The sequence below is a fragment of the Thiohalobacter sp. COW1 genome, assembly GCF_016629505.1.
GTDB classification, from domain to species: Bacteria; Pseudomonadota; Gammaproteobacteria; order Thiohalobacterales; family Thiohalobacteraceae; genus Thiohalobacter; species Thiohalobacter thiocyanaticus_A.
In genome coordinates this window covers 568,541-588,300 of the sequence record NZ_AP024239.1, presented here as the reverse complement: position 1 = coordinate 588,300, position 19,760 = coordinate 568,541, and the positions used below count along the sequence as shown (strand labels likewise).

Here is a 19,760-nt window from a genome sequence, read left to right as displayed (position 1 = left end):
TCGACGTTCACTCACGTTACGGCCTGCACACTCGCGCTGCCACCGTATGTCGTGGCACGCTTCACCGGAGGCTTCAACCATTTCGTTGCCTCCACAATTGCTCCGGTTGCTTCCGGCTGGAGCGGTCGCCGGGTGGGACTTTCACCCACGGGGATAACGCCGCCTTTGCACGGCGCACACCAGAAGCGAACATTAACGTCGCGCATTACCGGCAGCAAAAAGCAGAGCGACAGAAGGGCGACGCTTTTTGCTACCCAAGCATATACGATTGTTAGGCATTATATGGTTTCTTCGGCCCACCTATTTACCAACTCAGTTAATCTAACTGGCGCGGAATCATCCTTCCCTGAGAGCCAGCGTTGTAACGTCTTCCCACCCTCAATCATTGCCTCTCTGCCGAATAGCTCATTTGACATTTCGGGAATATGTTGAACAAATAGACTCGCATTTTTTTCTGATAAACCGAATTTCCTAAGCACATCAAACAGGACCTTGAGATAGTCCTCATCGCTTAGCTTGTAATGCTGCGCAAGAAAATCCGTTGCTCCCGCGAAGTAGAGAGCTGCCCCTACTTTTGGAGTTTCGAGATTGAGGGTTTCGTTATCGATCATCATCAATGAGGCATCCATAAACAGGGATGTTTGCTTAAATGCCGCATCGAGTTTAGATTGCGCGTTTTCAGGGGTTCCGTTTCTCTCCATTATTTCCGCCATCCCATCGGATAGCGCCGACCCTGGCTTTCCGGCCATTATTCTCGGCGTCAACGCAGCAACGATGTTTAGGGTCGCCGTCTGTGATAGGCCATATGCTTTTAATCCTTGATCCAAACCCTTTATCAAGCAAGCGCGTTCTTTTTCGCTCGTGCAATATTCCCTCGAAAGTATCGCAAGCTCGTCGCCCAGGCTTTCTATGGCTTCTTCTGCGCTAGGCGCCATGTCTGGATCAGACTTCCTCATGGCGGACATCAATTTCATACCTTTATAGCTGGCTTGAAACGCCATATTTGTAATCTTTATGTTGCGAAAGAAACCCATGTTTTGTCTATCTCCAGTGAATGCGTAACGACCAATCGAACCGACAGCGAAGCCTTCCGGATTGCACGCCTAACTAAAAACTGCTTCCGGGGACAGTACTCAATCCATATCACTCTCATGATGCGCTAGGGATGGCCTATGGCTATAAATAGCTATACTGTCCCCAGATTCCAGAACCGAAGAAACTCCGGACGCCTTCCCTACAGAGTAATGTCCGCAGCCGACCACAAGCGGTCTCTCATTCCCCGTTATTGAGAGGAGCGAACGACGTGACAATCTCCCAGATATCCAGCCGAATATTTATCGTCAACGATATTTGGAGGCAGAGTAATATTCTCTGGCTGATAATGACCGGAGGATGAGTTTCGTATTTTTACTCTGCCCCCAAATATATAATCGGTATACTGTCTCCGGAATTCACTCATCACATGATGCTTATGAAGAAATTTCACTTTGGAACCTCAACATCCCTGATGTCTATCAACCTTCCAGTATTCAGATATTCATTGAAAGAAATCATGAGTTTGTACTGATCTGGCACACAACCTACCGAGTTCCCGCATGCGACATCAATCACAAATACAAATCTCCCCCTAGGTTTTTCTTGCCTTTCAATCCGAATAGAGGGCTTTGGGTTCGCATACGCTATAATGGGGCCATCAGTCTGTATAATAGACTCAGTTCTAACTGTGACCGGATAAGTCTTATATATATCAATCCATTCATTTGCACGTAACCACTTCAATCGACAATCTTTCTCCTCTTCACACTCCGCGTAGTTTAGTGCTTTTGATCGCAAAGCCAGTTCCTTTTCAGGACTATGCGCAACGCAACCTGACAGGACAATACCAAGAAAAACGAAAACAATGACTATATTGCTCATCTATACTTTACCTATGTCATTAAAGTTAGGATCTGTATTGACCAAGTCACCACTTAAGCAAGGAGAGATGTCAAGAAGTGAACCGCTATGTTCTATCTGTCTTTTGCGATGGCTGCGCCATCAAAGTCGGAGATATCAAGACGCCCATAAAAACCGGAGCATGACTTGATGGCATTACGCATTGAGACCAGCCTGTCGTACATTCCACCACCCCTCGCCTCGTCTGCTTCCACGACGTCTCGAACACTTTCCGTTGATCCGGGCCCTTGCGCTAGCCGAACATCGAAATAGCTTCCGTCGTATCTATCTACCCCGGCCACATGGTAGCCGACAGAATGCGCTTGCCTCTCGGCACATTCTCGCAATTTGTCTAGCTCAACCGCGTTCGCGTTTGTCAAGAACGCGAACGCCACCACTGTGAAATATCCGGCTACATATCTTCCAAAGTTCATACAAACGTCTCCTCATTCCGCATTTAAATTAGTCTACAGAAAACCGACGGCACCTAGCTTTCCTTACGGCTGAAGCCAGCCACGTGCGCAAGCGCGTCGAACTGCGCTGAATGGTTAGGGCGCATACCACACCACCCCATATCCTGACACCCAAATACCTACGACAACAATAAGAATATTGGCCGCAACCAACCTATGTCTTAGCTTTGCAACACCATTTAGATATTTTGCAGATAACGCGCCCGACAAGAGACTTTCTTCTATATGGTTTCTCTCGTATCGGACCTTCTGGCGATACTCAAGGAATGCGCCGATAGCAGATGCTCCCATCCCCAAACCGTTTACTAGTCGGTGCTCCAGAATCTCTGATGTAAGCCCAATGATAATGGCAGTGATCAGAAATGCGATTGCTAGAATTGACAGTGCTGAATCGAAAAGCCTCTCTACGAGACACTTTGTGGGGTACTGGTCTGCGCTCACTGATGCACCCTAGACACCATGGCTTCCGCAGGGTGAGGCTGACCCCCGACTCAATCGCAGGCTAGTCTCTAGAAGACCAGGGCCGCGTCGTGCTGTCGGCACACTCAGCGCATGAACTCGGAGGTCAGCCATGAATTACTCTTCGAAGCTATCTGAGGAGTTAGTTTCTTTGCTCGTTCATCCATTCATCCATTGCTCTTTCATGCTCTGCTTCTAAGCGATTTTCTGGTTGATAGCGACCCGGCGCGGCTTTATATCCAGTGCGTGAAGCGGCATTGTCAGCAGATCCTTGTAACTTTGCTTTTTCCTCATTTACCCATTCATCCATTGCTCTTTCTTGCTCTGCCTCTATCTTATTTTTAGGCTGATAGCGACCTGGGGCGCTTGTATATCCTTCAGCCATTACTATTTTCGGCGACATAACAACACACGCAAGCAATGTGTACTTGATTAAGTTTTTCATATCATTTCTCCTTGTTATGTTGCGTTATTGTGTCAATCGCTGAACGGATTATCGCCTGGTCCTACCCACGAATAGTGGACACGTTTAATTGTTCATACCGCTGCTCGTAGGCATGCGGACTGATATAGCCAATCGCGGAATGACGACGTTCCCGGTTATGGAATAACTCAATGTACTCGAAGATTCCCGACCTGGCTTCGTGGACCGTTTTGTAGTTCTCGGCATAGATCAGTTCCACCTTCAGTCGACTGAAGAACGACTCCATCACCGCGTTATCCCAGCAATTGCCCTTCCGGCTCATGCTACAGCGCAGTCCATAGCCCCTCAGGGCTTCCTGATACTCATGGGCCCGATACTGCACCCCTCTGTCCGAGTGGATCAAGGCGCCGTGTGCGATATCACGCTGGGAGACCGCCATGTGTAACGCCTCCAGGACCAGGCTCTCGCGCATATGGTCATCCACCGCCCAGCCCACGATCCTGCGCGAGAACAGGTCCATCACCGCTGCCAGATACAGCCAGATCCGTCCCACCTTGATATAGGTGATATCCGAGACCCATTTGCGGTTGGGTGCCTCTGCCGTGAAGCCCCGCGCCAGGAGGTTATCATTCACATTGGTCATGGCCTCCGTGCGCGGTCGGTACCGAAAGCCTTTGCCGTTGCGTGCTCGGAGCCCGCGCTCCTGTAATAATGCAGCCACATGGTTCAGGCTGCACCCAATGCCCTGCTCATTCAGCTCCACGGCCAGTCTCGGGGCGCCATAGCGGCGCTTATACTGGACATAGGCCGCTTCAACCGCCTCACCGATCAGGGCCCGGCGCTGTTGCCGCCTGCTTATCGGTCGCCTTTGCCATGCATAGAATCCGGATCTCGACACACCCAGCACACGGCACATCAACGTGATACGGAACTCATGCCGACACGAGTCGATCAAGGCATACTTTACTTGTCGGCTTTCGCAAAGTATGCCGTCGCTTTTTTTAGGAAATCCCGCTCTTCCTTAAGGTCAGCAACTTCCTTCTTCAAGCGCCGAATCTCTGCCTTCTCCTGCTGCGAATAATTCGTGCCGTCCGCTACAGTGAATTGCCCCTTTGAGAGCTTATTGAACTGAGTGCGCCAGTTGTAGATCTGGCCCACATGAATCCCAAGCTCTCTCGCGACATCGGCCGCTGTTCGGTCTGGCTGGTCCGCCAGACGGACAGCCTCCCGGCGGAAGGACTCTGGATATGACTTGGTTTTTCGCTTTGCCATGATGACACCTCTCCGTCGATACTATCCTAATTGACGAATGTGTCTACTTTCCATGGGTAGGTCGGCGCCCTAACGGCTCGGCTAAGACGCGCGCGCTGTATGCGCGTCGTGCTTGAGCCGTTTGTTATACATTTAGTACGCTCTTCTGGCACGAGTAACTGCAGGTCCTGAACCTATTTCACATTCATATTTGTCCACTGATTTTTGAGGCCCGCTAAAACTATCAGTCGTAGACAATATTGCATATTCAGTATTGAATGAAATATAGTCTTTTGACTTTCTCAAATCTTCAATTCGTTGCTCATCAGTCATTAATGCATGTTTTCCTGCAGGATATTGATAAATATCAGCGCTGTAGATATCAATCATGTGGTTTGAAAAAGGGCCCTTATTTCTAGAATCAGCGTATTCGTTAATTAGTTTTCTGCATTCAGACAGAATTTCCTTTAGCTTGCTATCACTGGCATCATAGATTGATTGCTTTATCGCTTTTTCTTTTTCCAATTCAGCTTCATATTGCCTCTTATTTTCAGCAATTTCTTCGGGCGACAGTTGTCGAGGTTTGTCATCATCTGAGCAAGCTGTTACTACAACAAACATCGCGGCAACTAGAACTCGGCTTATTTTAAAATTCAAAATATACTCCTTTGTAAAACAGAATCAGCGCATTGCTTTTAATTTATTACGTATTATTCCACTCAGGTTTTAAAGCCCAAATTAATAATCTTTCGACAGCAGATACTGTGTCCGGGCATTCCATCACCAGCCATTTTGCAGAAACATTTTTCTTTATGAAATTTCTACGATCTGTACGATCAGGGTATTTACTCATAAACACCCTCTGCATAGTATGGTTATCATCGCCGCTTAAGTGTTTACTTAATAATCGATCTCTTAAGCCTTTGCGTCCCTTCGCTTCCCCAATATATTTTAAAGCCCCGTCATAGAATAATGCATAAACACCGATGTTAGTTGGCGGATCGGCCTCACCAAGCACAAAGGGCCTAGCTTCGAAGAGTTGATTTATTGCCTGTTCAAACACTGGAATCCCTTCTCGAAATTTATATAATGCTGTAGTCATAATCTTCTATATCTATGCATAACGTTGTAGCTGTGCGGGAACTAAAGGGGTTGGAACTAAAGGGAACTAAAGGGGTCGGTGACAAAGCGCAATCATTCTCATTTGTCACCGACCCCTTTAATCCACTAATAATGGATTAGCTCTCAAAAACTCTTGAATGCGCTTCTCTTCTTCTCGCGCAGATAGGTTTAGGTCATCGGTAGAGATAGCTGAACTGGCAGCACTTTCTTTGAATCGCGTCACTATCTCCTTTTCTTTATCCGTTACAGCAATATTCCTTGCTTCCTTGTATCTAGCAAGATAGAAATCAAACATATTTCTTTCACTGTAACCGGCACTGGAACAAGCAACTGGAATTCTTAACAGATAGTCCAGACGCTCTGCCTTTGTTCCCTCAAAATTCATCAGATAATAAATCCCTTGCTTATACGAATGTTCTTTATAAGTCCTATCCGATTCTTCATACCCAGCCTTGAATGGCGTAATCTCTACGTGCTCTTTCTGTAGATTCTGAAAGCGCGTATCGTTTCTCCAGGCCGGAACCTCATAACGCCCCTGTTTATCCGTCATCGTGCTTTCGACGTGATAGCAGACCGTATTGGTGTACCCGGATACCCCTTTCCAGCGCGCCACAACGAGTGCATCCACAATTGGCTTGCCGGTGGTGGCATCCAGTACGCGCCCCTCCTGCTTCGGCCAATATCCTTCCTCCGAGGACACGCAGCCGCTTGCGAAGACAAAGAACAAAATCGAAGCAAGTAACAGCGCTCTTCTCATCATTTATCTACCCCGATCAATTTCCTTCTTATAACCCGCTTGTCTAGCTGACACATGTCGTAAATGGGGTCAGGTATTGCAATCATGTATTCGTTTTTCGCATTGCAAGACCTGATTCATCCGTCACTTTAAACAGCGGGTTGCTTTTCCATATCGTCATCCTTGACGATGATCGCTCAGCTTTGTCTTTGGGAGATTGCCACGTCGCTTCGCTCCTCGCAATGACGTGAAACTTTTTACGTCTGCAGCCGGAAGCTGACGCCTTTCCCCGCCCGCTCTATTGCGAACATAAAAGGATTGAGTTCGACTACTTCCCCAGCCACTGCAACCGGTACAGGTCGTGCCTGCGGTCGCGCAGGTTCTTCACCGTGCCGTTGTTGCGGGCCATGGTGAGGGTTTCGGGGCGCAGATCGGCGATGGCGACGGTCTCCACATTCGGGGTGGTGTCGGCGGCGATGCCGTCGCGGGCGAAGGGGAAGTCGCAGGGGGTGAGGATGCAGCTCTGGGCATACTGGATGTCCATGTTGGCGACATTGGGCAGGTTGCCGACATTGCCGGACATGACCACGTAGAGCTGGTTTTCCACCGCGCGGGCCTGGCAGCAGTAGCGCACCCGCAGGTAGCTCTGGCGCTCGTCGGTGCAGAAAGGCACGAACAGGATGCGGATGCCCTGGTCAGTGAGATAACGCGCCAGTTCGGGGAACTCGGCGTCGTAGCAGATCAGCACGCCGATGGGGCCGCAGTCGGTGTCGATGGCGTGCAGGGTGCTGCCGCCCTCGATGTTCCACCAGTAGACCTCATTGGGGGTGGGATGGATCTTGGGCTGCTCATGCACGGTGCCGTCGCGCAGGAACACGTAGGAGATGTTCTCCACCCGGCCGGACTCGACCCGGGTGGGATGCGAGCCGCCGATGATGTTGATGTTGTAGCGCAGCGCCATGTCGCGCAGGGCCTCGATCAGGCGCGGGGTGTACTTGGTCAGGGCCTCGATGGACTCGGCCGGCGACAGCTGCTGATCCTCGATGGACAGCAGCTGCAGGGTGAACATTTCGGGGAAGACCACGAAGTCGCCGGAGTAGTCGGCCACCACATCGACGAAATAGGCCACCATCTTCAGGAACTCGTCGAAGGACAGCACTCGGCGCTGCATGTACTGCACCGTGCCCACGCGGATGCTGTCGGGCAGGCGGCCGCCGTAGTCCTTGCTGGTTTTGACCTCCTCGTTGGTGGCCACCTTGGGGTTCTGCCAGCGCAGGTGGATGCCGTAGCCCATGGACTGGTGGTCGGCGGTCAGATAGCCCGGAATGATGTCGATGACCTCGAAGCCGTTGCGCAGCTGGAACGACAGCACCGGGTCGCGCGCCTGGCGCTCCCGGATCGCCTCGACATAGGCCTCGACCGAGCCGAATTTTTTCAGGCGTTTGGCCAGGGTGGGCAGCCGCCCGGCGAAGACGATGCCCTTCAGGCCCAGCCGCTGGCACAGCTGCTTGCGCGCGTTGTACAGGCGCTGACCGAGCCGGTAACCGCGGTAGTCGGGATCGACGCAGACCTCCATGCCGTAGAGCCAGTCGCCGTCCGGGTCGTGGCGCGAGGCATGACCGTTGCCGGTGATCTCGCCCCAGGTATGGCGTTTCAGCCCCACCGCCTCCTTGACCCGGAAGGTAGCGCAGTAGCCGACCACCCGGTCATCGACCAGGATGACGAATTGGCCTTCGGGGAAATGGTTGATCTGGCCGCGCACCGCACCCTCGGCATAGCCGTGCAGGCCGGTGCCGGCGTAGACGCGCTCGGACAGTTCGGCGATGGCCGGCACGTCACCATGCCGGGCGTTGCGCACCACCAGCTTGCTGGCGGGATCGGAGAGTTCGCGGGTCATGGGCGCGATTAGAGTGCCTTGACCTTCTCCAGCACCTCCTGCGCATGGCCCTCGGCGCTGACGCCGTAGAGCGCATGGCGGAGAGTGCCGGCCTGGTCGACGATGAAGGTCGAGCGCACGATGCCCATCTTCTTCTCGCCGCCCTTGGACTTTTCCTGCCAGACGCCGTACTGCCCGCACACCCTCGCATCGGGATCGGACAGCAGTTTCACGCTCAGGCCATACTTGTCGCGGAAGGCGGCATGGCTGCCGCAGTCGTCGCGGCTGATGCCGAGCACCACCGTGTCGGCGGCGTCGAACTGCTCCTGCAGGGCGGTGAAGTCCTGCGCCTCGATGGTGCAGCCGGGGGTGTCGTCCTTGGGGTAGAAGTAGATCACGACATTCTTCTCGCCCTTGAAGCCGGACAGCTGGATCCGTTCGCCGTCGGTCTCCTCCAGGCTGAAGTCGGGGGCGGTGTCGCCGGGGTTGAGCATGAATAACCTCCTTGCAGTCGACGTAGGCCGGGTTAGCCCGACAGGGCGTAACCCGACAGAATATCGCGATCATGTCGGGTTACGCTGCGCTAACCCGACCTATATGCTTTAAGACGTCGTCATTCCCGCATCCAGCACGTAGGTTGGGTTAGGTGCGCAGCACCGTAACCCAACATGCCGCGGACTGTCGGGTTACGCTACGCTAACCCGACCTACATGATAGACAATCCACTACAGCGCGGGAATCACCGCCTCCAGCAGGCCGCGCACCTTGGTCATGGCGTTCTTCAGATGCACCTCGATCTCCTCCATGGTGATGTGGCCGTCGCCCTCGCCGCGGCCGGCGGCCCAGTTGGCCACGACGGCACAGGAGGCATAGCACATGCCCTTCTCCGCCGCCAGGGCGGCCTCGGGCATGCCGGTCATGCCGACCATGTCGCAGCCGTCGCGCTCCAGCCGGTCGATCTCGGCGGCGGTCTCCAGGCGCGGGCCCTGGGTGGCGCCGTAGGTGCCGCGCTCGATGGCGGTGATGCCCCCGCGGCGCGTGGTCTCGATCAGCTTGCGGCGCAGCTCGATGCAGTAGGGATAGGTGAAGTCGATATGCGTGACGGCGCTGTCATCGTCGTCGAAGAAGGTGTTCTCCCGGCCCCAGGTGTAGTCGATGATCTGATCCGGGAAGGCCAGGGTCGCCGGCGCCATGCCGCGGGTGATGCCGCCCACGGCGGCCACGGCGATGATGTCCTGGATGCCGATGTGATGCAGCGCCCAGATGTTGGCGCGGTAATTGACCTTGTGCGGCGGGATGGTGTGGCCCGAGCCGTGACGCGGCAGGAACACCACCTGGGTGCCGCTGATGCGGCCGTGGGTGAGCGGCCCGGACGGTTCGCCGTAGGGCGTCTGCAGTACCTCGCGGCGCTCGATCTCCAGGTTCTTGAGCTTGTCCAGTCCGCTGCCGCCGATGATTGCCAGTTTTGCCATGAAGTGAGGTTCCTTGTTGCCTTATTCATCCACGGCGTAGATCGCCGGCAGATTGCGGTGATAACCGTGATAGTCCATGCCGCAGCCGAAGACATAGCGGTCCTCGACCTGCAGCCCGGTGAAATCCGCCTCGACCCCGTCCACGCAGCGGTCATGGCGCTTGCGCACCAGCACCGCGCTGTAGACCGTCGCGGCCCCTTCCTGCAGGCAGAAGTCCTTGATCGCCTCCAGGGTGAGGCCCTCGTCCAGGATGTCGTCCAGGATCAGCACGGTGCGGCCCTTGAGCGGGAAGTTGGGGCGGTTGATCCAGTACAGTTCCCCGCCCTTGGTGCGGCCGCGGTAGCGGGTGGCGTGGACATAATCCAGCTGCAGGGGGAAGTGCAGCCGCGGCAGCAACTGCCCGGCCAGCACGATGGCGCCGGTCATGACGCTGATCACCAGGGGGTTGGCATCCTGCATGCGTTCGGTGATGGCGGTGGCCATGCTGTCCAGGCTGTCCTGCACGACCTCGGCGCTGTGCACGCATTCGGCGCGTTCCAGCACCTGGCGGGCTTCGGTGGGGGTGATATCGGTCATTGGTCAGCTTTTGATTCTGGGGCTTCGGGTTGTATCCCGGGTAGGATGGGTGGAGGCGCCGGGCGCCGCAACCCATCGGATATCGAACGACGATGGGTTGCGCTTCGCTTCACCCATCCTACGGTTTTTATCATTCCAGGAGCCGCTTGATCTGGTCGCCGGCCCGTCTGGCGACCTTGTAGCCTTCCTCGATGGCCTCGGTCGCACGGTGGAACTCCAGCAACCGGATCTGGGACAGCCGCGGGGTCAGCAGCACGTCAGGCGGATCCCCGGCCATGCGCGCGCGGGTGATGCGCACCTGCATAATGTAAACACTTTGTGCCAGTACGTCGACCAGCGACGGCGGCGCACTCGCCTCGCGCTGGAAATAGCTTTTCCACTGCTCCATGGGCGCATGAAACAGGGTCTGGAACATGCCCTGCCAGTCGCCCTTGCGTAACATCTTGCCCCAGGCCTTCTGCGCCGACTCGTCCTCTTCGGCGGGCAGCGAGCGGGGTGGCTTGCCGGTACGCCGGCCGAGGATATCGGAGTTCAGATCCACCGCGATGATGCGCTCGGCGCCCAGCGCCCGGCACAGCGACACCGGCACCGGGTTGACCAGGCCGCCGTCGACCAGCCAGCGGCCGTCGCGTTCCACCGGCGTGAACAGGCCCGGCAGTGCGATGGAGGCGCGCATGGCATCCATCAGCGATCCGGATTGCAGCCATACCTCCTGGCCGTTGGACAGTTCCGTGGCCACGGCCGCGAACGGGCGATCCAGTTTATCGATCTCGGCGTCCTGCAACCGCTCGCGGAAGAAGTCCATCAGCTTGGTGCCCTGGAGCAGGCCGCCGGTGAAGGTCACGTCCAGGTAGCGGATGATGTCCTGCCATTCCAGCTGCTCCAGCCACTCGCGCAGGGTATCGAGCTGGCCGGCGGCCTCGGCGCCGCCGACGATGGAACCGATGGAGGTGCCGCAGATCACATCCACATCGATGCCTTCGTCCTTCAGGTACTGGATGACGCCGATATGCGCCCAGCCGCGCGCCGCGCCGCCGCCCAGGGCCAGGCCGATGCGCGGGCGGCGCCGGCTCACTGACCGCCCGCCGGGGCCGGGGCCGCATCTTCGTCGGGCGCATCCCCTTCATCATCACGTCCCAGCAGCAGCCGCTCCGGCACATGCAGGGTACGGGTCGGGTAGGCGATCTCGGCGCCGTGGCTGGCGATGATATCGGCGATCTTCAGCAGGATCTCGTGTTTGATGCGGTGGAACTCGGTCCAGACCGTGGTATGGGTGAAGGTGTAGACCATGAAGTCGATGGACGAGGCATTGAAGGCGTTGAAGTAGACCATCAGGGTCTGGGAGTCATCAATCTCTTCATGCGTCTGCAGCATCTCCCGCACCTCGTCGGTGATGGCATGCATCTTGTCCATGTCGTCGTAGCGGATGCCGATGGTCTCGTAGATGCGGCGGTGGCTCATGCGCCGCGGATTCTCCACGATGATGCTGGTGAAGACCGAATTGGGCACGTACAGCGGCCGTTTGTCGAAGGTGCGGATGGTGGTGATGCGCCAGCCGATGTCCTCCACGACGCCCTCGATCTCGCGGTCCGGCGAGCGGATCCAGTCGCCGACATTGAAGGGCCGGTCCAGGTAGACCAGCATGGCACCGAAGAAATTGGCCAGCATGTCCTTGGCGGCGAAGCCCACCGCGATGCCGCCGATACCGCCGAAGGCCAGCACGCCGGAGATGCTGAACCCCAGCGTCTGCAGCACCACCAGAAAGGCGGTGATGATGACGGTGGCGCGCAGCAGCTTGCCGATGGCATCCAGGGTGGTGCGGTCGTAGGGCTTGTCGTCGCTCGCGTGCTGCTGCAGCACATTCTTCTGGACGTTGTTGATCAGGCGCAGCAGGAACCAGGCCATGACCGCGATCACGCCGACGTCGCGTATCGGGTCCACGGCGGTGAAGATGGGGGTATCCGTCTTGGCGTGGATGATCTCGGCGGCGAAGGCGATGCCGATGATCCAGATCAGCACCCGCACCGGCTTGCGCGCCGACTCGGCCAGCGCATCGTCCCAGGTGTTGCGGGTCTTCTGAAACCGCGCATACAGACGGTCGAGCAGCTTGCCGGCGATATAGCTCAGCAGCAGCGAGACGAAGACGATGATGAATACCTGGTAGATCCAGGTATTTTCGGTGCTCCAGGCATACAGCGGCCTGATGTGTTCGATGAAGTTTTCCATGCGGATTGTGTTGTCTCACGGCGTTTCAGACGACCCCGCCATTGCGTGGCGCAATGCGCTGCGGCGATCTCGGAACAAGGGATCTGTGCGGCCAGAGATTGCCACGCTTCGCTCGCAATGACGAGAAATTAATTACGTTATTCCAGATCCATATCCAACAGCGGCTCGCTGTCATAGCCCTGCACTGCGGCCACCGCCTCGCGCCAGCGCCGCTCGCGGCGCAGTTCCTCCGGTGTCAGCGCCCGGCGGCCGTGCAGCCGGATCAGCCGCGCCTGCGAGGCCGGGTTCTCGTAGCCCTCCAGCGCCTCGACCACGGCCCGCGCCTCCCGCGGGCGATTGCAGACCAGGATCATGTCGCAACCGGCATTCAGCGCACTGCGGGCCCGCGCCACCATGTCGCCGGCGCGCTCGGCGGCGGCCATGCCGAGATCATCGCTGAAGATCACCCCCTGAAAGCGCAACTGCCGGCGCAGGTAATCCTGCAGCCAGAAAGCCGAGAAGCCGGCCAGGTCGGCATCGATCCGGGGATACAGCACATGGGCGACCATGATCCCGGCCAGGCCCTGATGAATCAAGCGCTCGAAGGGCAGCAGATCCTCCAGTTCCAGATCGGCCAGTTCGCGCTCGTCCACCGGCAGGTCCAGATGGGAGTCGGCCTCCACCCCGCCGTGGCCCGGGTAGTGCTTGCCCACCGCCGCCATGCCCGCGCTCTGCATGCCCTTCTGGTAGGCGTGGGCCAGTTCCGCCACCGCCTCCGGTCGGCGGTGGAAGGCGCGGTCGCCGATCACCGAACTGCGGCGGCGGTCGATGTCCAGCACCGGCGCGAAGCTCAGGTCCACGCCCATGGCGCGCAGTTCGCTGGCCATCAGCCAGCCGGTGGTCTCGGCCAGCGCAAGGGCACGGGCGCGGTCCTCGTCATAGACCCGGCCCAGTTCAGCCACCGGCGGCAGCCGGGTGAAACCGTCGCGGAAGCGCTGCACCCGCCCGCCTTCCTGGTCCACGGCGATGAGCAGCCGCGGGTCACGCAGACCGTGCAGTTCGTCGATGAGTTCCTGCAGCTGGTCGGGCGAAGTGTAGTTGCGGCTGAACAGAATCACCCCGCCGACCTCGGGCCGGCACAGCAGTTCGCGCTCCGCGGCGGTGGGCCGCAGACCCTCGATGTCCAGCATGACCGGTCCCAGTGACATGGTGGTTGTTTCCTTAATTGTTCATAGCGGGGCGTAGGATGGGTGAAGCGAAGCGTAACCCCTCGCGGTGCGGCAGGACATGATGGGTTACGGCGCTTAGCGCCTTCACCCATCCTACGCAATAGTTCCGTGTGTGTCCGTGGTCATTATGTCAACGCAGCCGCACATCCATCCGATCGCGCAGCCGATCGCCCAGCAGGTTCACCGCCAGGACTACCAGCAGCATGGCCGTGCCGGGCACCAGCACCATGTGCGGTGCGACCAGCAGGTAGCGGGTGCCGTCGCGGATCATGCTGCCCCAGGAGGCCGCCGGCGGTTGCACCCCCAGCCCCAGGAACGACAGCCCGGCCTCGGCGATCACGATGGAGGCCACGCCGAAGGTCGCCTCCACGATCAGGGGCGCGCTCAGCAGCGGGATCAGGTGGCGCAGGATGATCCGGCGCCGGCGGCTGCCCAGGGCAATCGCTGCGCTGACGTGCTCGCGCTGCTTCAGTGACAACACCTGGGCCCGGGCCAGGCGGGCGAAACCCACCCAGCCGACCAGGCTGAGGGCGATGACCACATTGCCGATCCCCGGCCCCAGTATACCGGCAAGCGCGATGGCCAGCAGGATTCCCGGGAAGGCGAGAAAGATGTCGATCACATGGACGATCATCCGGTCCGTCCAGCCGCCCAGATAGCCGCTGACGCTGCCGATCAGGGTGCCGGTCACGGCCGACAGGCTCACCACCCACAGCGCCACCCAGAAGGAGGTGCGGGCACCGGCGATCACCCGGTCCAGCAGCGGGCGGCCCAGGTCGTCGTAGCCCAGGCCGCCGGCCTCCCAGGGCGGGGCCAGGATCAGTTCCAGCCGGATGCGGTCGGGCTCGAGCGCGCCCACCCCGGCCAGCAGCGCGGCCAGCGCCCACAGCAGCAGGATGAGCAAGGGAAGCCGGCGCATCATCAGTCCGCCCCCAGCCGGATGCGCGGATCGATCCCGGCGTAGAGCAGATCGGTCAGCATGTTGACCAGCACATAGCTCAAACTGATGAGCAGGACGCAGGCCTGCACCAGGGGATAGTCGCGGCCCTGGATGGCCTCGATGGTCAGCGAGCCCAGGCCGGGCCAGCCGAACACCACCTCGGTGATCACCGCGCCGGCCAGCAGGGTGCCCAGCTGCAGGCCCAGCACCGTGATCACCGGCAGCAGCGCATTGGGCAGGGCGTGGCGGGTCAGCACCTGGCGCGTGGACAGACCGCGGGCATAGGCGCTGCGGATGAAATCCTCGCCCAGCACCTCCAGCACGCTGCTGCGCACCATGCGCGACAGCACCGCCGCCAGCGACAGGCCCAGGGTCAGCGCCGGCAGGATCAGCGCGCCGGGCGCGTCGCGGCCGCTGACCGGCAGCCAGCCCAGCCCGACCGCGAACAGCAGGATCAGCAGCGGCCCCAGCCAGAAGTTGGGGATGGACACCCCCAGCAGCGAGAAGGCCATCGCGCCGCGGTCCCAGCCGCTGTTGCGGCGCACCGCCGCCAGCAGCCCCAGCGGCAGTGCCAGCACCAGGGTGAAGGCCAGTGCGGCCAGCGCCAGTTCCAGGGTGGCGGGAATGCGTTCGGCCAGCAGTTCGACGATCGGCCGGCGCTGCTGCAGCGACTGACCCAGATCCCCCCTGGCCAGCCCGCCCAGGTAGTCGCCCAGCTGCGCCGTCAGCGGCCGGTCCAGTCCCAGCTGGTGGCGCAGCGCCTCGCGGTCAGCCGCCGTGGCGGCCTCGCCCAGCATCACGTCCACCGGGTCGCCGGGGATGAGATGGATCAGCAGGAATACCAGCACCACCACGCCCAGCACCACGACGGCGGTGCTGAGCAGGCGACGGGTCAGTTCAGCGAGCATATGTCTTGCCTGACGATGATATGGCTTGGTTTCATTGCAGACCTGTAGCTCGGGTCAGCGCAGCGTAACCCGACACAACCGCGGTATTTTGTCGGGTTACGCCCCGCGGGCTAACCCGACCTACGCGTAGGATGGGTGGAGGCGCATAGCGCCGTAACCCATCGGGTCAGTCTCGTGACGATGGGTTGCGCTTGGCTCCACCCATCCTACTGGATTAGCGTTGTAGGATGGGTGAAGACGCCGGGCGCCGTAACCCGCCACACCAAATCATGCAACGATGGGTTGCGCTGCGCTCCACCCATCCTACCGGATCAGCACCGGCAACCCGCGCTCGACCTGTTCGAACAGTTCCAGCAGATCGGCATTGCGCATGCGGATGCAGCCGTGCGAGGCCGGCACCCCCATGGGCTCGCTGTCCGGGCAGCCGTGGATGTAGATGTAGCGGCGCAGGGTGTCGACCGCCCCGCCGCGGTTGCAGCCGGGCTCCAGGCCGGTCAGCCACAGGATGCGGGTCAGGATCCAGTCCCGTCCCGGTGCGCTGGCGGCCAGTTCGGGGCTGTAGATCTCGCCGGTCGGCCGGCGGCCGACGAACACGGTATTGAGCGGGCAGCCGGCCCCGATGCGGATGCGGATGCGGTGCCAGCCGCGCGGGGTACAGCCGCTGCCGTCGCGCTCGCCCGGCCCGGCCGCACCGGTCGAGACCGGATATTCCAGTTGGGGCTCACCCTGCTCGATCAGCTGCAGGCGCTGATCGTCCAGCGTGACCCGCAGGTAGCGTCGCGGCGGCGTCTGTGTCATCTGCGCTGCACCTCGAGCAGCCCGTCGTAATTGCCGTGCAGGTTGAGGCGGTAACCCCGGATATCCGCCCGCGCGGCGTAGACATGATCCTCGTACCACAGCGGGACATACGGCAGGGTCTCCAGCAACCGCGCCTGGATGCGTCGATAATACGTGACCTGCTCGGTCTGTGTCTGCGCCGCCTCGGCCGCCTCGATCCAGGCATCGATCCGCGCATCCCGATAGCGGCCGCGGTTGGCGCCGCCGGGCGGGAGCGAGGCGCTGTGGAACACGTGACGGAAGATGTCCGGGGTCTTGATGCCCACCCACATCAGGCTGTAGAGCTGAAAGCGCCCGGCCTTGATGTCGCCGTAGAAGGTGCCCCAGTCGTAGCTCTGCAGTCTGAGCCGGATGCCGACGCGGGCCAGCTGGTCCTGGAACACGGTGGCGATGCGCAGCCGCAGCGGATCGCTCGAGGTCTTGTAACTGAGCTCCAGCAGCCGCTGCGGGCCGTAGCCGAGTTCGCTCAGCAAGGCCCGGGCCCGATCCGGATCGTAGTCCACCCCGTCCAGTTCCGGGTGCCCGGCCCAGTGCCCGGGCGGCAGCAGCGCCCCGGCCGGCCGCGCCGCACCAGCCAGCAGATGCTCGATGATGGCGGCGCGGTCGATGGCGTGGGCCACGGCCCGGCGCAGGCGCGGGTCGCCGGTCTGCGCATCCTCGAGATTGAACCCGATATAACTGAAATTTGCGCCGCGATGGCGTTCGATCCGGATATCCTCGCGGCCGTCCAGGTAGCGGATCAGTTCGGCCGGCAGATCGTTCTGGATGATGTCCAGTTCACCGCGCTGCAGCTTGAGCACCCGCACCGTCGGGTCCTTCACCTGCTGGACGGCAAGCTGCTGGCCATCACTGCGCCGGCGCAGCCGCAGCTGGCCGTCGCCGCCCCGCTCGATCAGTTCCAGGGGGCCGCTGCCGATCGGTGCACGCTGAAAGTCATGCCCCTGCGCCAGCAGGCGGGCCGGCACGATGCCGATGACCAGATAACCGGGGAACAGCCGGTCGGCGCGATTCAGCAGAAACTCGACCGTGTCGGCGTCGACGGCGCTGACCTGCCCGATCAGACTGAGCAGGCCGCGGTGCGGTGATCCGGTGGCCGGATCCAGCACCGCCCGGTAGGTCGCGACCACGTCGGCGGCGGTCAGGGGCGCGCCGTCATGGAAGGGGGCGCGCTCAGGATCGAGATGAAAGCGGTAACGGGTCGGCGTCAGGCGCTCCCAGCGCGCCAGTTCCGGCACCGGCCGCTGCTGCGCGTCGAAATCGACCAGGGCGCGGTACAGCAGCCGGTTGACGCGCGCGGACGCCGCGTCGGTGGCGTGCAGCGGATCCAGGTTGGCGGGCCGCCCGGCAATGCCGAGCCGGATGACGTCCTCAGCAGGCGACTGGCAGGCCGACGTCAGCAGGACCGCTGTCAGCAGCAGCAGGAGGCGCCAGCGGATCATCACCCGTCAGTCCCAACTCGGCCAGGGGTGCTCCGCCAGGTAGACATTGTAATAACGCGGATCGTCGGAAACCTCGGCCCCGGCCCAGTCCGGCCGTGCGAAGGCCTCGTCCTCGGCCTGCAGTTCGATCTCGGCCACCACCAGTCCGGCGTTGTCGCCCTCGAACACATCCACCTCCCACACATGCCCGGCCACCGGGACATGGTAGCGGGTCTTCTCCACCAGCCGGCCCAGGGAAAGCCGGTCCAGCATCTCCTCCGCCTCGGCCAGCGGGATGGCGTATTCGTATTCCAGCCGCCACACCCCCAGTTCGGCGCTCTTGATGTTGAGCCAGGCCCGATCGCCGGCGGTGCGCACCCGCACCGAGGCCTTGACGTCCGTGTCTCCGATCACCCGGGTCAGATAACCCTGGCGGTAGCGCACGCCGGCATCGGCGTCGTCGCGCCAGGCGTCGGAGGTGACCAGGAATTTGCGTTCGATTTCGATAGGCATATGAGTTATTCAAAATCCTTCAACGCAGAGGCGCGGAGACGCAGAGATTATTGAGGCAGGTGGATATCAGAATGATTATCCGTCATTCCGGCGCAGGCCGGAATGACGGGAAAACATGATCAGGACTACCAACGTTTGTCGATAAATTTGCAATTTTTGCGATCTCTGCGCCTTTGTACCCATCGGGCATAAACGCCCCTGCGTTGAAGGTTTTCAACCATCATGACTCCCGGCCGCCGCGCGGATCGCCCGCGCCAGTTCGGCCAGGGCCGGGTCGGCCGGCGGCTGTCGGCCCATGAGCACTTCCAGCAGCACCTGATCCGGATACTCCAGCAACTGTTCCAGTCGCTGCACGCCGGCCGCATCCAGTTCATGGTAGCGGGAATCGACATAGGCCAGCAGCATCAGGTCCAACTCGCGCATGCCGCGCCGGCATTGCCACAGCAGGCGGGCGCGGCGGTTGTCGGATGCCGTCATCATTTCACCGTTGCGTAGAATGGGTGGAGGCGCCGTGCGCCGTAACCCATCGCCCGGGAGGACGATGATGGGTTGCGCTGCGCTCCACCCATCCTACATTCCGTGGCCATGAAAACTAGAGCGACCTCTTCAGCATGAGTTCCTTGATGTGACCGATGGCGCGGGTGGGGTTCAACCCCTTGGGACAGGCCTCCACGCAGTTCATGATGGTGTGGCAGCGGAACAGCTTGAACGGTCCTTCCAGGGCATCCAGACGCTCGTCGGTGGCCTGGTCGCGGCTGTCGGCGAGGAAGCGCCAGGACTGCAGCAGCGCGGCCGGCCCCAGAAACTTGTCCGGGTTCCACCAGAAGGACGGGCAGGAGGTCGAACAGCAGGCGCAGAGGATGCATTCGTACAGGCCGTCCAGGCGTTCGCGCTCGGCCGGGCTCTGCAGCCGTTCCACCTCAGGCTCGGGGTCCTCGTTGATCAGCCAGGGTCTGGCCGCGCGGTACTGCTGGTAGAAGGGTTCCAGATCCACGATCAGATCGCGCACCACCGGCATCCCCGGCAGCGGCCGCAGGGTCACCGGCTGCCTGAGTTCCTTGAGGGGCGTGATGCAGGCCAGGCCGTTGCGGCCGTTGATGTTCATGGCGTCCGAGCCGCACACCCCCTCCTGACAGGAGCGGCGGAAGCTGAGGCTTTCGTCCTGCGCCTTCAGCGCCAGCAGGGCATCGAGCAGCATCATGCCGGGCCTGATCTCCGACTCCGGGAGTTCGAGGTCCTGCATCCAGGGTTTGCCGTCGGTGTCCGGGTTGTAGCGGTAGATCGAGAATTTCATATGTAGCGCCGAGAGTCGAGGTTTCAGCCTGTGTAGGTCGGGTTAGCGAAGCGTAACCCGACGCGCGTCGCGGTGCACGTCTGTACCCTGCG

The 19,760-nt window shown here is 59.9% G+C and carries 22 protein-coding genes; all 22 read right to left on the bottom strand.

Annotation, left to right across the window (positions count from 1 at the left end; genetic code table 11):
- Positions 1–278 precede the first annotated feature (278 nt).
- Complete coding sequence (locus COW1_RS02685; RefSeq protein WP_201345347.1) at positions 279–1,034, bottom strand: hypothetical protein; 756 nt, start codon at positions 1,032–1,034, stop codon at positions 279–281.
- A 448-nt stretch (positions 1,035–1,482) separates the two neighbouring features.
- The gene (locus COW1_RS02680) at positions 1,483–1,917 is read right to left on the bottom strand and encodes a hypothetical protein (RefSeq protein WP_201345346.1); all 435 of its coding nucleotides are present in this window, start codon (positions 1,915–1,917) and stop codon (positions 1,483–1,485) included.
- 1,092 nt (positions 1,918–3,009) lie between these two features.
- Positions 3,010–3,312, bottom strand: a complete 303-nt coding sequence (locus COW1_RS02675; RefSeq protein WP_201345345.1) for a hypothetical protein — start codon at positions 3,310–3,312, stop codon at positions 3,010–3,012.
- 61 nt (positions 3,313–3,373) lie between these two features.
- Positions 3,374–4,246 carry an IS3 family transposase gene (locus tag COW1_RS02670; RefSeq protein ID WP_242466441.1) on the bottom strand — a complete coding sequence of 291 codons (873 nt, stop codon included), beginning with the start codon at positions 4,244–4,246 and terminating at the stop codon, positions 3,374–3,376.
- An 8-nt stretch (positions 4,247–4,254) separates the two neighbouring features.
- Positions 4,255–4,563: a transposase gene (locus COW1_RS02665; RefSeq protein WP_201344503.1), complete on the bottom strand. Its 309-nt coding sequence runs from the start codon at positions 4,561–4,563 to the stop codon at positions 4,255–4,257.
- Positions 4,564–4,695: 132 nt separating this feature from the next.
- On the bottom strand, positions 4,696–5,199 hold the full coding sequence (locus COW1_RS02660) for a hypothetical protein (protein WP_201345344.1): 504 nt from the start codon (positions 5,197–5,199) through the stop codon (positions 4,696–4,698).
- Between the two features lie 46 nt (positions 5,200–5,245).
- Positions 5,246–5,644 carry a hypothetical protein gene (locus COW1_RS02655; protein WP_201345343.1) on the bottom strand — a complete coding sequence of 133 codons (399 nt, stop codon included), beginning with the start codon at positions 5,642–5,644 and terminating at the stop codon, positions 5,246–5,248.
- Positions 5,645–5,761: 117 nt separating this feature from the next.
- A complete protein-coding gene (locus tag COW1_RS02650; RefSeq protein WP_201345342.1) occupies positions 5,762–6,424 on the bottom strand; it encodes a carboxypeptidase-like regulatory domain-containing protein in 663 nt (220 codons plus the stop codon).
- Between the two features lie 304 nt (positions 6,425–6,728).
- Positions 6,729–8,297 (bottom strand): bifunctional GNAT family N-acetyltransferase/carbon-nitrogen hydrolase family protein, encoded by a 1,569-nt coding sequence (locus tag COW1_RS02645; RefSeq protein WP_201345341.1) that lies wholly within the window; start codon positions 8,295–8,297, stop codon positions 6,729–6,731.
- An 8-nt stretch (positions 8,298–8,305) separates the two neighbouring features.
- Positions 8,306–8,770, bottom strand: a complete 465-nt coding sequence (locus COW1_RS02640; RefSeq protein ID WP_201345340.1) for a peroxiredoxin — start codon at positions 8,768–8,770, stop codon at positions 8,306–8,308.
- 231 nt (positions 8,771–9,001) lie between these two features.
- Positions 9,002–9,748 carry an S-methyl-5'-thioinosine phosphorylase gene (locus tag COW1_RS02635; protein WP_201345339.1) on the bottom strand — a complete coding sequence of 249 codons (747 nt, stop codon included), beginning with the start codon at positions 9,746–9,748 and terminating at the stop codon, positions 9,002–9,004.
- A gap of 21 nt (positions 9,749–9,769) precedes the next feature.
- Entirely contained in the window at positions 9,770–10,324 is a 555-nt protein-coding gene (locus COW1_RS02630) for a hypoxanthine-guanine phosphoribosyltransferase (RefSeq protein WP_096366589.1), read from the bottom strand.
- A 130-nt stretch (positions 10,325–10,454) separates the two neighbouring features.
- Positions 10,455–11,399: a patatin-like phospholipase RssA gene (gene rssA / locus COW1_RS02625; protein WP_096366590.1), complete on the bottom strand. Its 945-nt coding sequence runs from the start codon at positions 11,397–11,399 to the stop codon at positions 10,455–10,457.
- Positions 11,396–12,550 carry a mechanosensitive ion channel family protein gene (locus tag COW1_RS02620; RefSeq protein WP_201345338.1) on the bottom strand — a complete coding sequence of 385 codons (1,155 nt, stop codon included), beginning with the start codon at positions 12,548–12,550 and terminating at the stop codon, positions 11,396–11,398. The genes rssA and COW1_RS02620 overlap by 4 nt, the downstream gene beginning before the upstream one ends.
- A gap of 137 nt (positions 12,551–12,687) precedes the next feature.
- Positions 12,688–13,737, bottom strand: coding sequence for a beta-N-acetylhexosaminidase (gene nagZ, locus COW1_RS02615; protein WP_096366591.1), 1,050 nt, complete (start codon positions 13,735–13,737; stop codon positions 12,688–12,690).
- 151 nt (positions 13,738–13,888) lie between these two features.
- Positions 13,889–14,677 carry an ABC transporter permease gene (locus COW1_RS02610; RefSeq protein WP_096367585.1) on the bottom strand — a complete coding sequence of 263 codons (789 nt, stop codon included), beginning with the start codon at positions 14,675–14,677 and terminating at the stop codon, positions 13,889–13,891.
- A gap of 2 nt (positions 14,678–14,679) precedes the next feature.
- Positions 14,680–15,606: a nickel ABC transporter permease gene (nikB, locus tag COW1_RS02605; RefSeq protein ID WP_201345337.1), complete on the bottom strand. Its 927-nt coding sequence runs from the start codon at positions 15,604–15,606 to the stop codon at positions 14,680–14,682.
- Between the two features lie 303 nt (positions 15,607–15,909).
- Positions 15,910–16,404 carry a L,D-transpeptidase gene (locus COW1_RS02600; protein WP_201345336.1) on the bottom strand — a complete coding sequence of 165 codons (495 nt, stop codon included), beginning with the start codon at positions 16,402–16,404 and terminating at the stop codon, positions 15,910–15,912.
- Positions 16,401–17,882 carry an ABC transporter substrate-binding protein gene (locus COW1_RS02595; protein ID WP_201345335.1) on the bottom strand — a complete coding sequence of 494 codons (1,482 nt, stop codon included), beginning with the start codon at positions 17,880–17,882 and terminating at the stop codon, positions 16,401–16,403. Before COW1_RS02595 ends, COW1_RS02600 begins: the two co-directional genes overlap by 4 nt.
- Positions 17,883–17,888: 6 nt before the next feature.
- Positions 17,889–18,374: a CYTH domain-containing protein gene (locus COW1_RS02590; RefSeq protein WP_096366594.1), complete on the bottom strand. Its 486-nt coding sequence runs from the start codon at positions 18,372–18,374 to the stop codon at positions 17,889–17,891.
- Between the two features lie 213 nt (positions 18,375–18,587).
- Positions 18,588–18,854, bottom strand: coding sequence for a succinate dehydrogenase assembly factor 2 (locus COW1_RS02585; RefSeq protein WP_369801201.1), 267 nt, complete (start codon positions 18,852–18,854; stop codon positions 18,588–18,590).
- Between the two features lie 112 nt (positions 18,855–18,966).
- Positions 18,967–19,668 (bottom strand): succinate dehydrogenase iron-sulfur subunit, encoded by a 702-nt coding sequence (locus COW1_RS02580; protein WP_096366595.1) that lies wholly within the window; start codon positions 19,666–19,668, stop codon positions 18,967–18,969.
- Positions 19,669–19,760 lie beyond the last annotated feature (92 nt).

Bases quoted from the DNA above. Each gene is read 5' to 3' on its own strand.
- COW1_RS02610 (WP_096367585.1), bottom strand. From the start codon at position 14,677: ATGCGCCGGCTTCCCTTGCTCATCCTGCTGCTGTGGGCGCTGGCCGCG.
- COW1_RS02585 (WP_369801201.1), bottom strand. From the start codon at position 18,854: ATGATGACGGCATCCGACAACCGCCGCGCCCGCCTGCTGTGGCAATGC.
- COW1_RS02600 (WP_201345336.1), bottom strand. From the start codon at position 16,404: ATGACACAGACGCCGCCGCGACGCTACCTGCGGGTCACGCTGGACGAT.
- COW1_RS02685 (WP_201345347.1), bottom strand. From the start codon at position 1,034: ATGGGTTTCTTTCGCAACATAAAGATTACAAATATGGCGTTTCAAGCC.
- COW1_RS02645 (WP_201345341.1), bottom strand. From the start codon at position 8,297: ATGACCCGCGAACTCTCCGATCCCGCCAGCAAGCTGGTGGTGCGCAAC.
- COW1_RS02595 (WP_201345335.1), bottom strand. From the start codon at position 17,882: ATGATCCGCTGGCGCCTCCTGCTGCTGCTGACAGCGGTCCTGCTGACG.
- COW1_RS02620 (WP_201345338.1), bottom strand. From the start codon at position 12,550: ATGGAAAACTTCATCGAACACATCAGGCCGCTGTATGCCTGGAGCACC.
- COW1_RS02680 (WP_201345346.1), bottom strand. From the start codon at position 1,917: ATGAGCAATATAGTCATTGTTTTCGTTTTTCTTGGTATTGTCCTGTCA.
- nagZ (WP_096366591.1), bottom strand. From the start codon at position 13,737: ATGTCACTGGGACCGGTCATGCTGGACATCGAGGGTCTGCGGCCCACC.
- COW1_RS02580 (WP_096366595.1), bottom strand. From the start codon at position 19,668: ATGAAATTCTCGATCTACCGCTACAACCCGGACACCGACGGCAAACCC.
- COW1_RS02630 (WP_096366589.1), bottom strand. From the start codon at position 10,324: ATGACCGATATCACCCCCACCGAAGCCCGCCAGGTGCTGGAACGCGCC.
- COW1_RS02655 (WP_201345343.1), bottom strand. From the start codon at position 5,644: ATGACTACAGCATTATATAAATTTCGAGAAGGGATTCCAGTGTTTGAA.
- COW1_RS02640 (WP_201345340.1), bottom strand. From the start codon at position 8,770: ATGCTCAACCCCGGCGACACCGCCCCCGACTTCAGCCTGGAGGAGACC.
- COW1_RS02635 (WP_201345339.1), bottom strand. From the start codon at position 9,748: ATGGCAAAACTGGCAATCATCGGCGGCAGCGGACTGGACAAGCTCAAG.
- nikB (WP_201345337.1), bottom strand. From the start codon at position 15,606: ATGCTCGCTGAACTGACCCGTCGCCTGCTCAGCACCGCCGTCGTGGTG.
- COW1_RS02590 (WP_096366594.1), bottom strand. From the start codon at position 18,374: ATGCCTATCGAAATCGAACGCAAATTCCTGGTCACCTCCGACGCCTGG.
- COW1_RS02675 (WP_201345345.1), bottom strand. From the start codon at position 3,312: ATGAAAAACTTAATCAAGTACACATTGCTTGCGTGTGTTGTTATGTCG.
- COW1_RS02650 (WP_201345342.1), bottom strand. From the start codon at position 6,424: ATGATGAGAAGAGCGCTGTTACTTGCTTCGATTTTGTTCTTTGTCTTC.
- COW1_RS02665 (WP_201344503.1), bottom strand. From the start codon at position 4,563: ATGGCAAAGCGAAAAACCAAGTCATATCCAGAGTCCTTCCGCCGGGAG.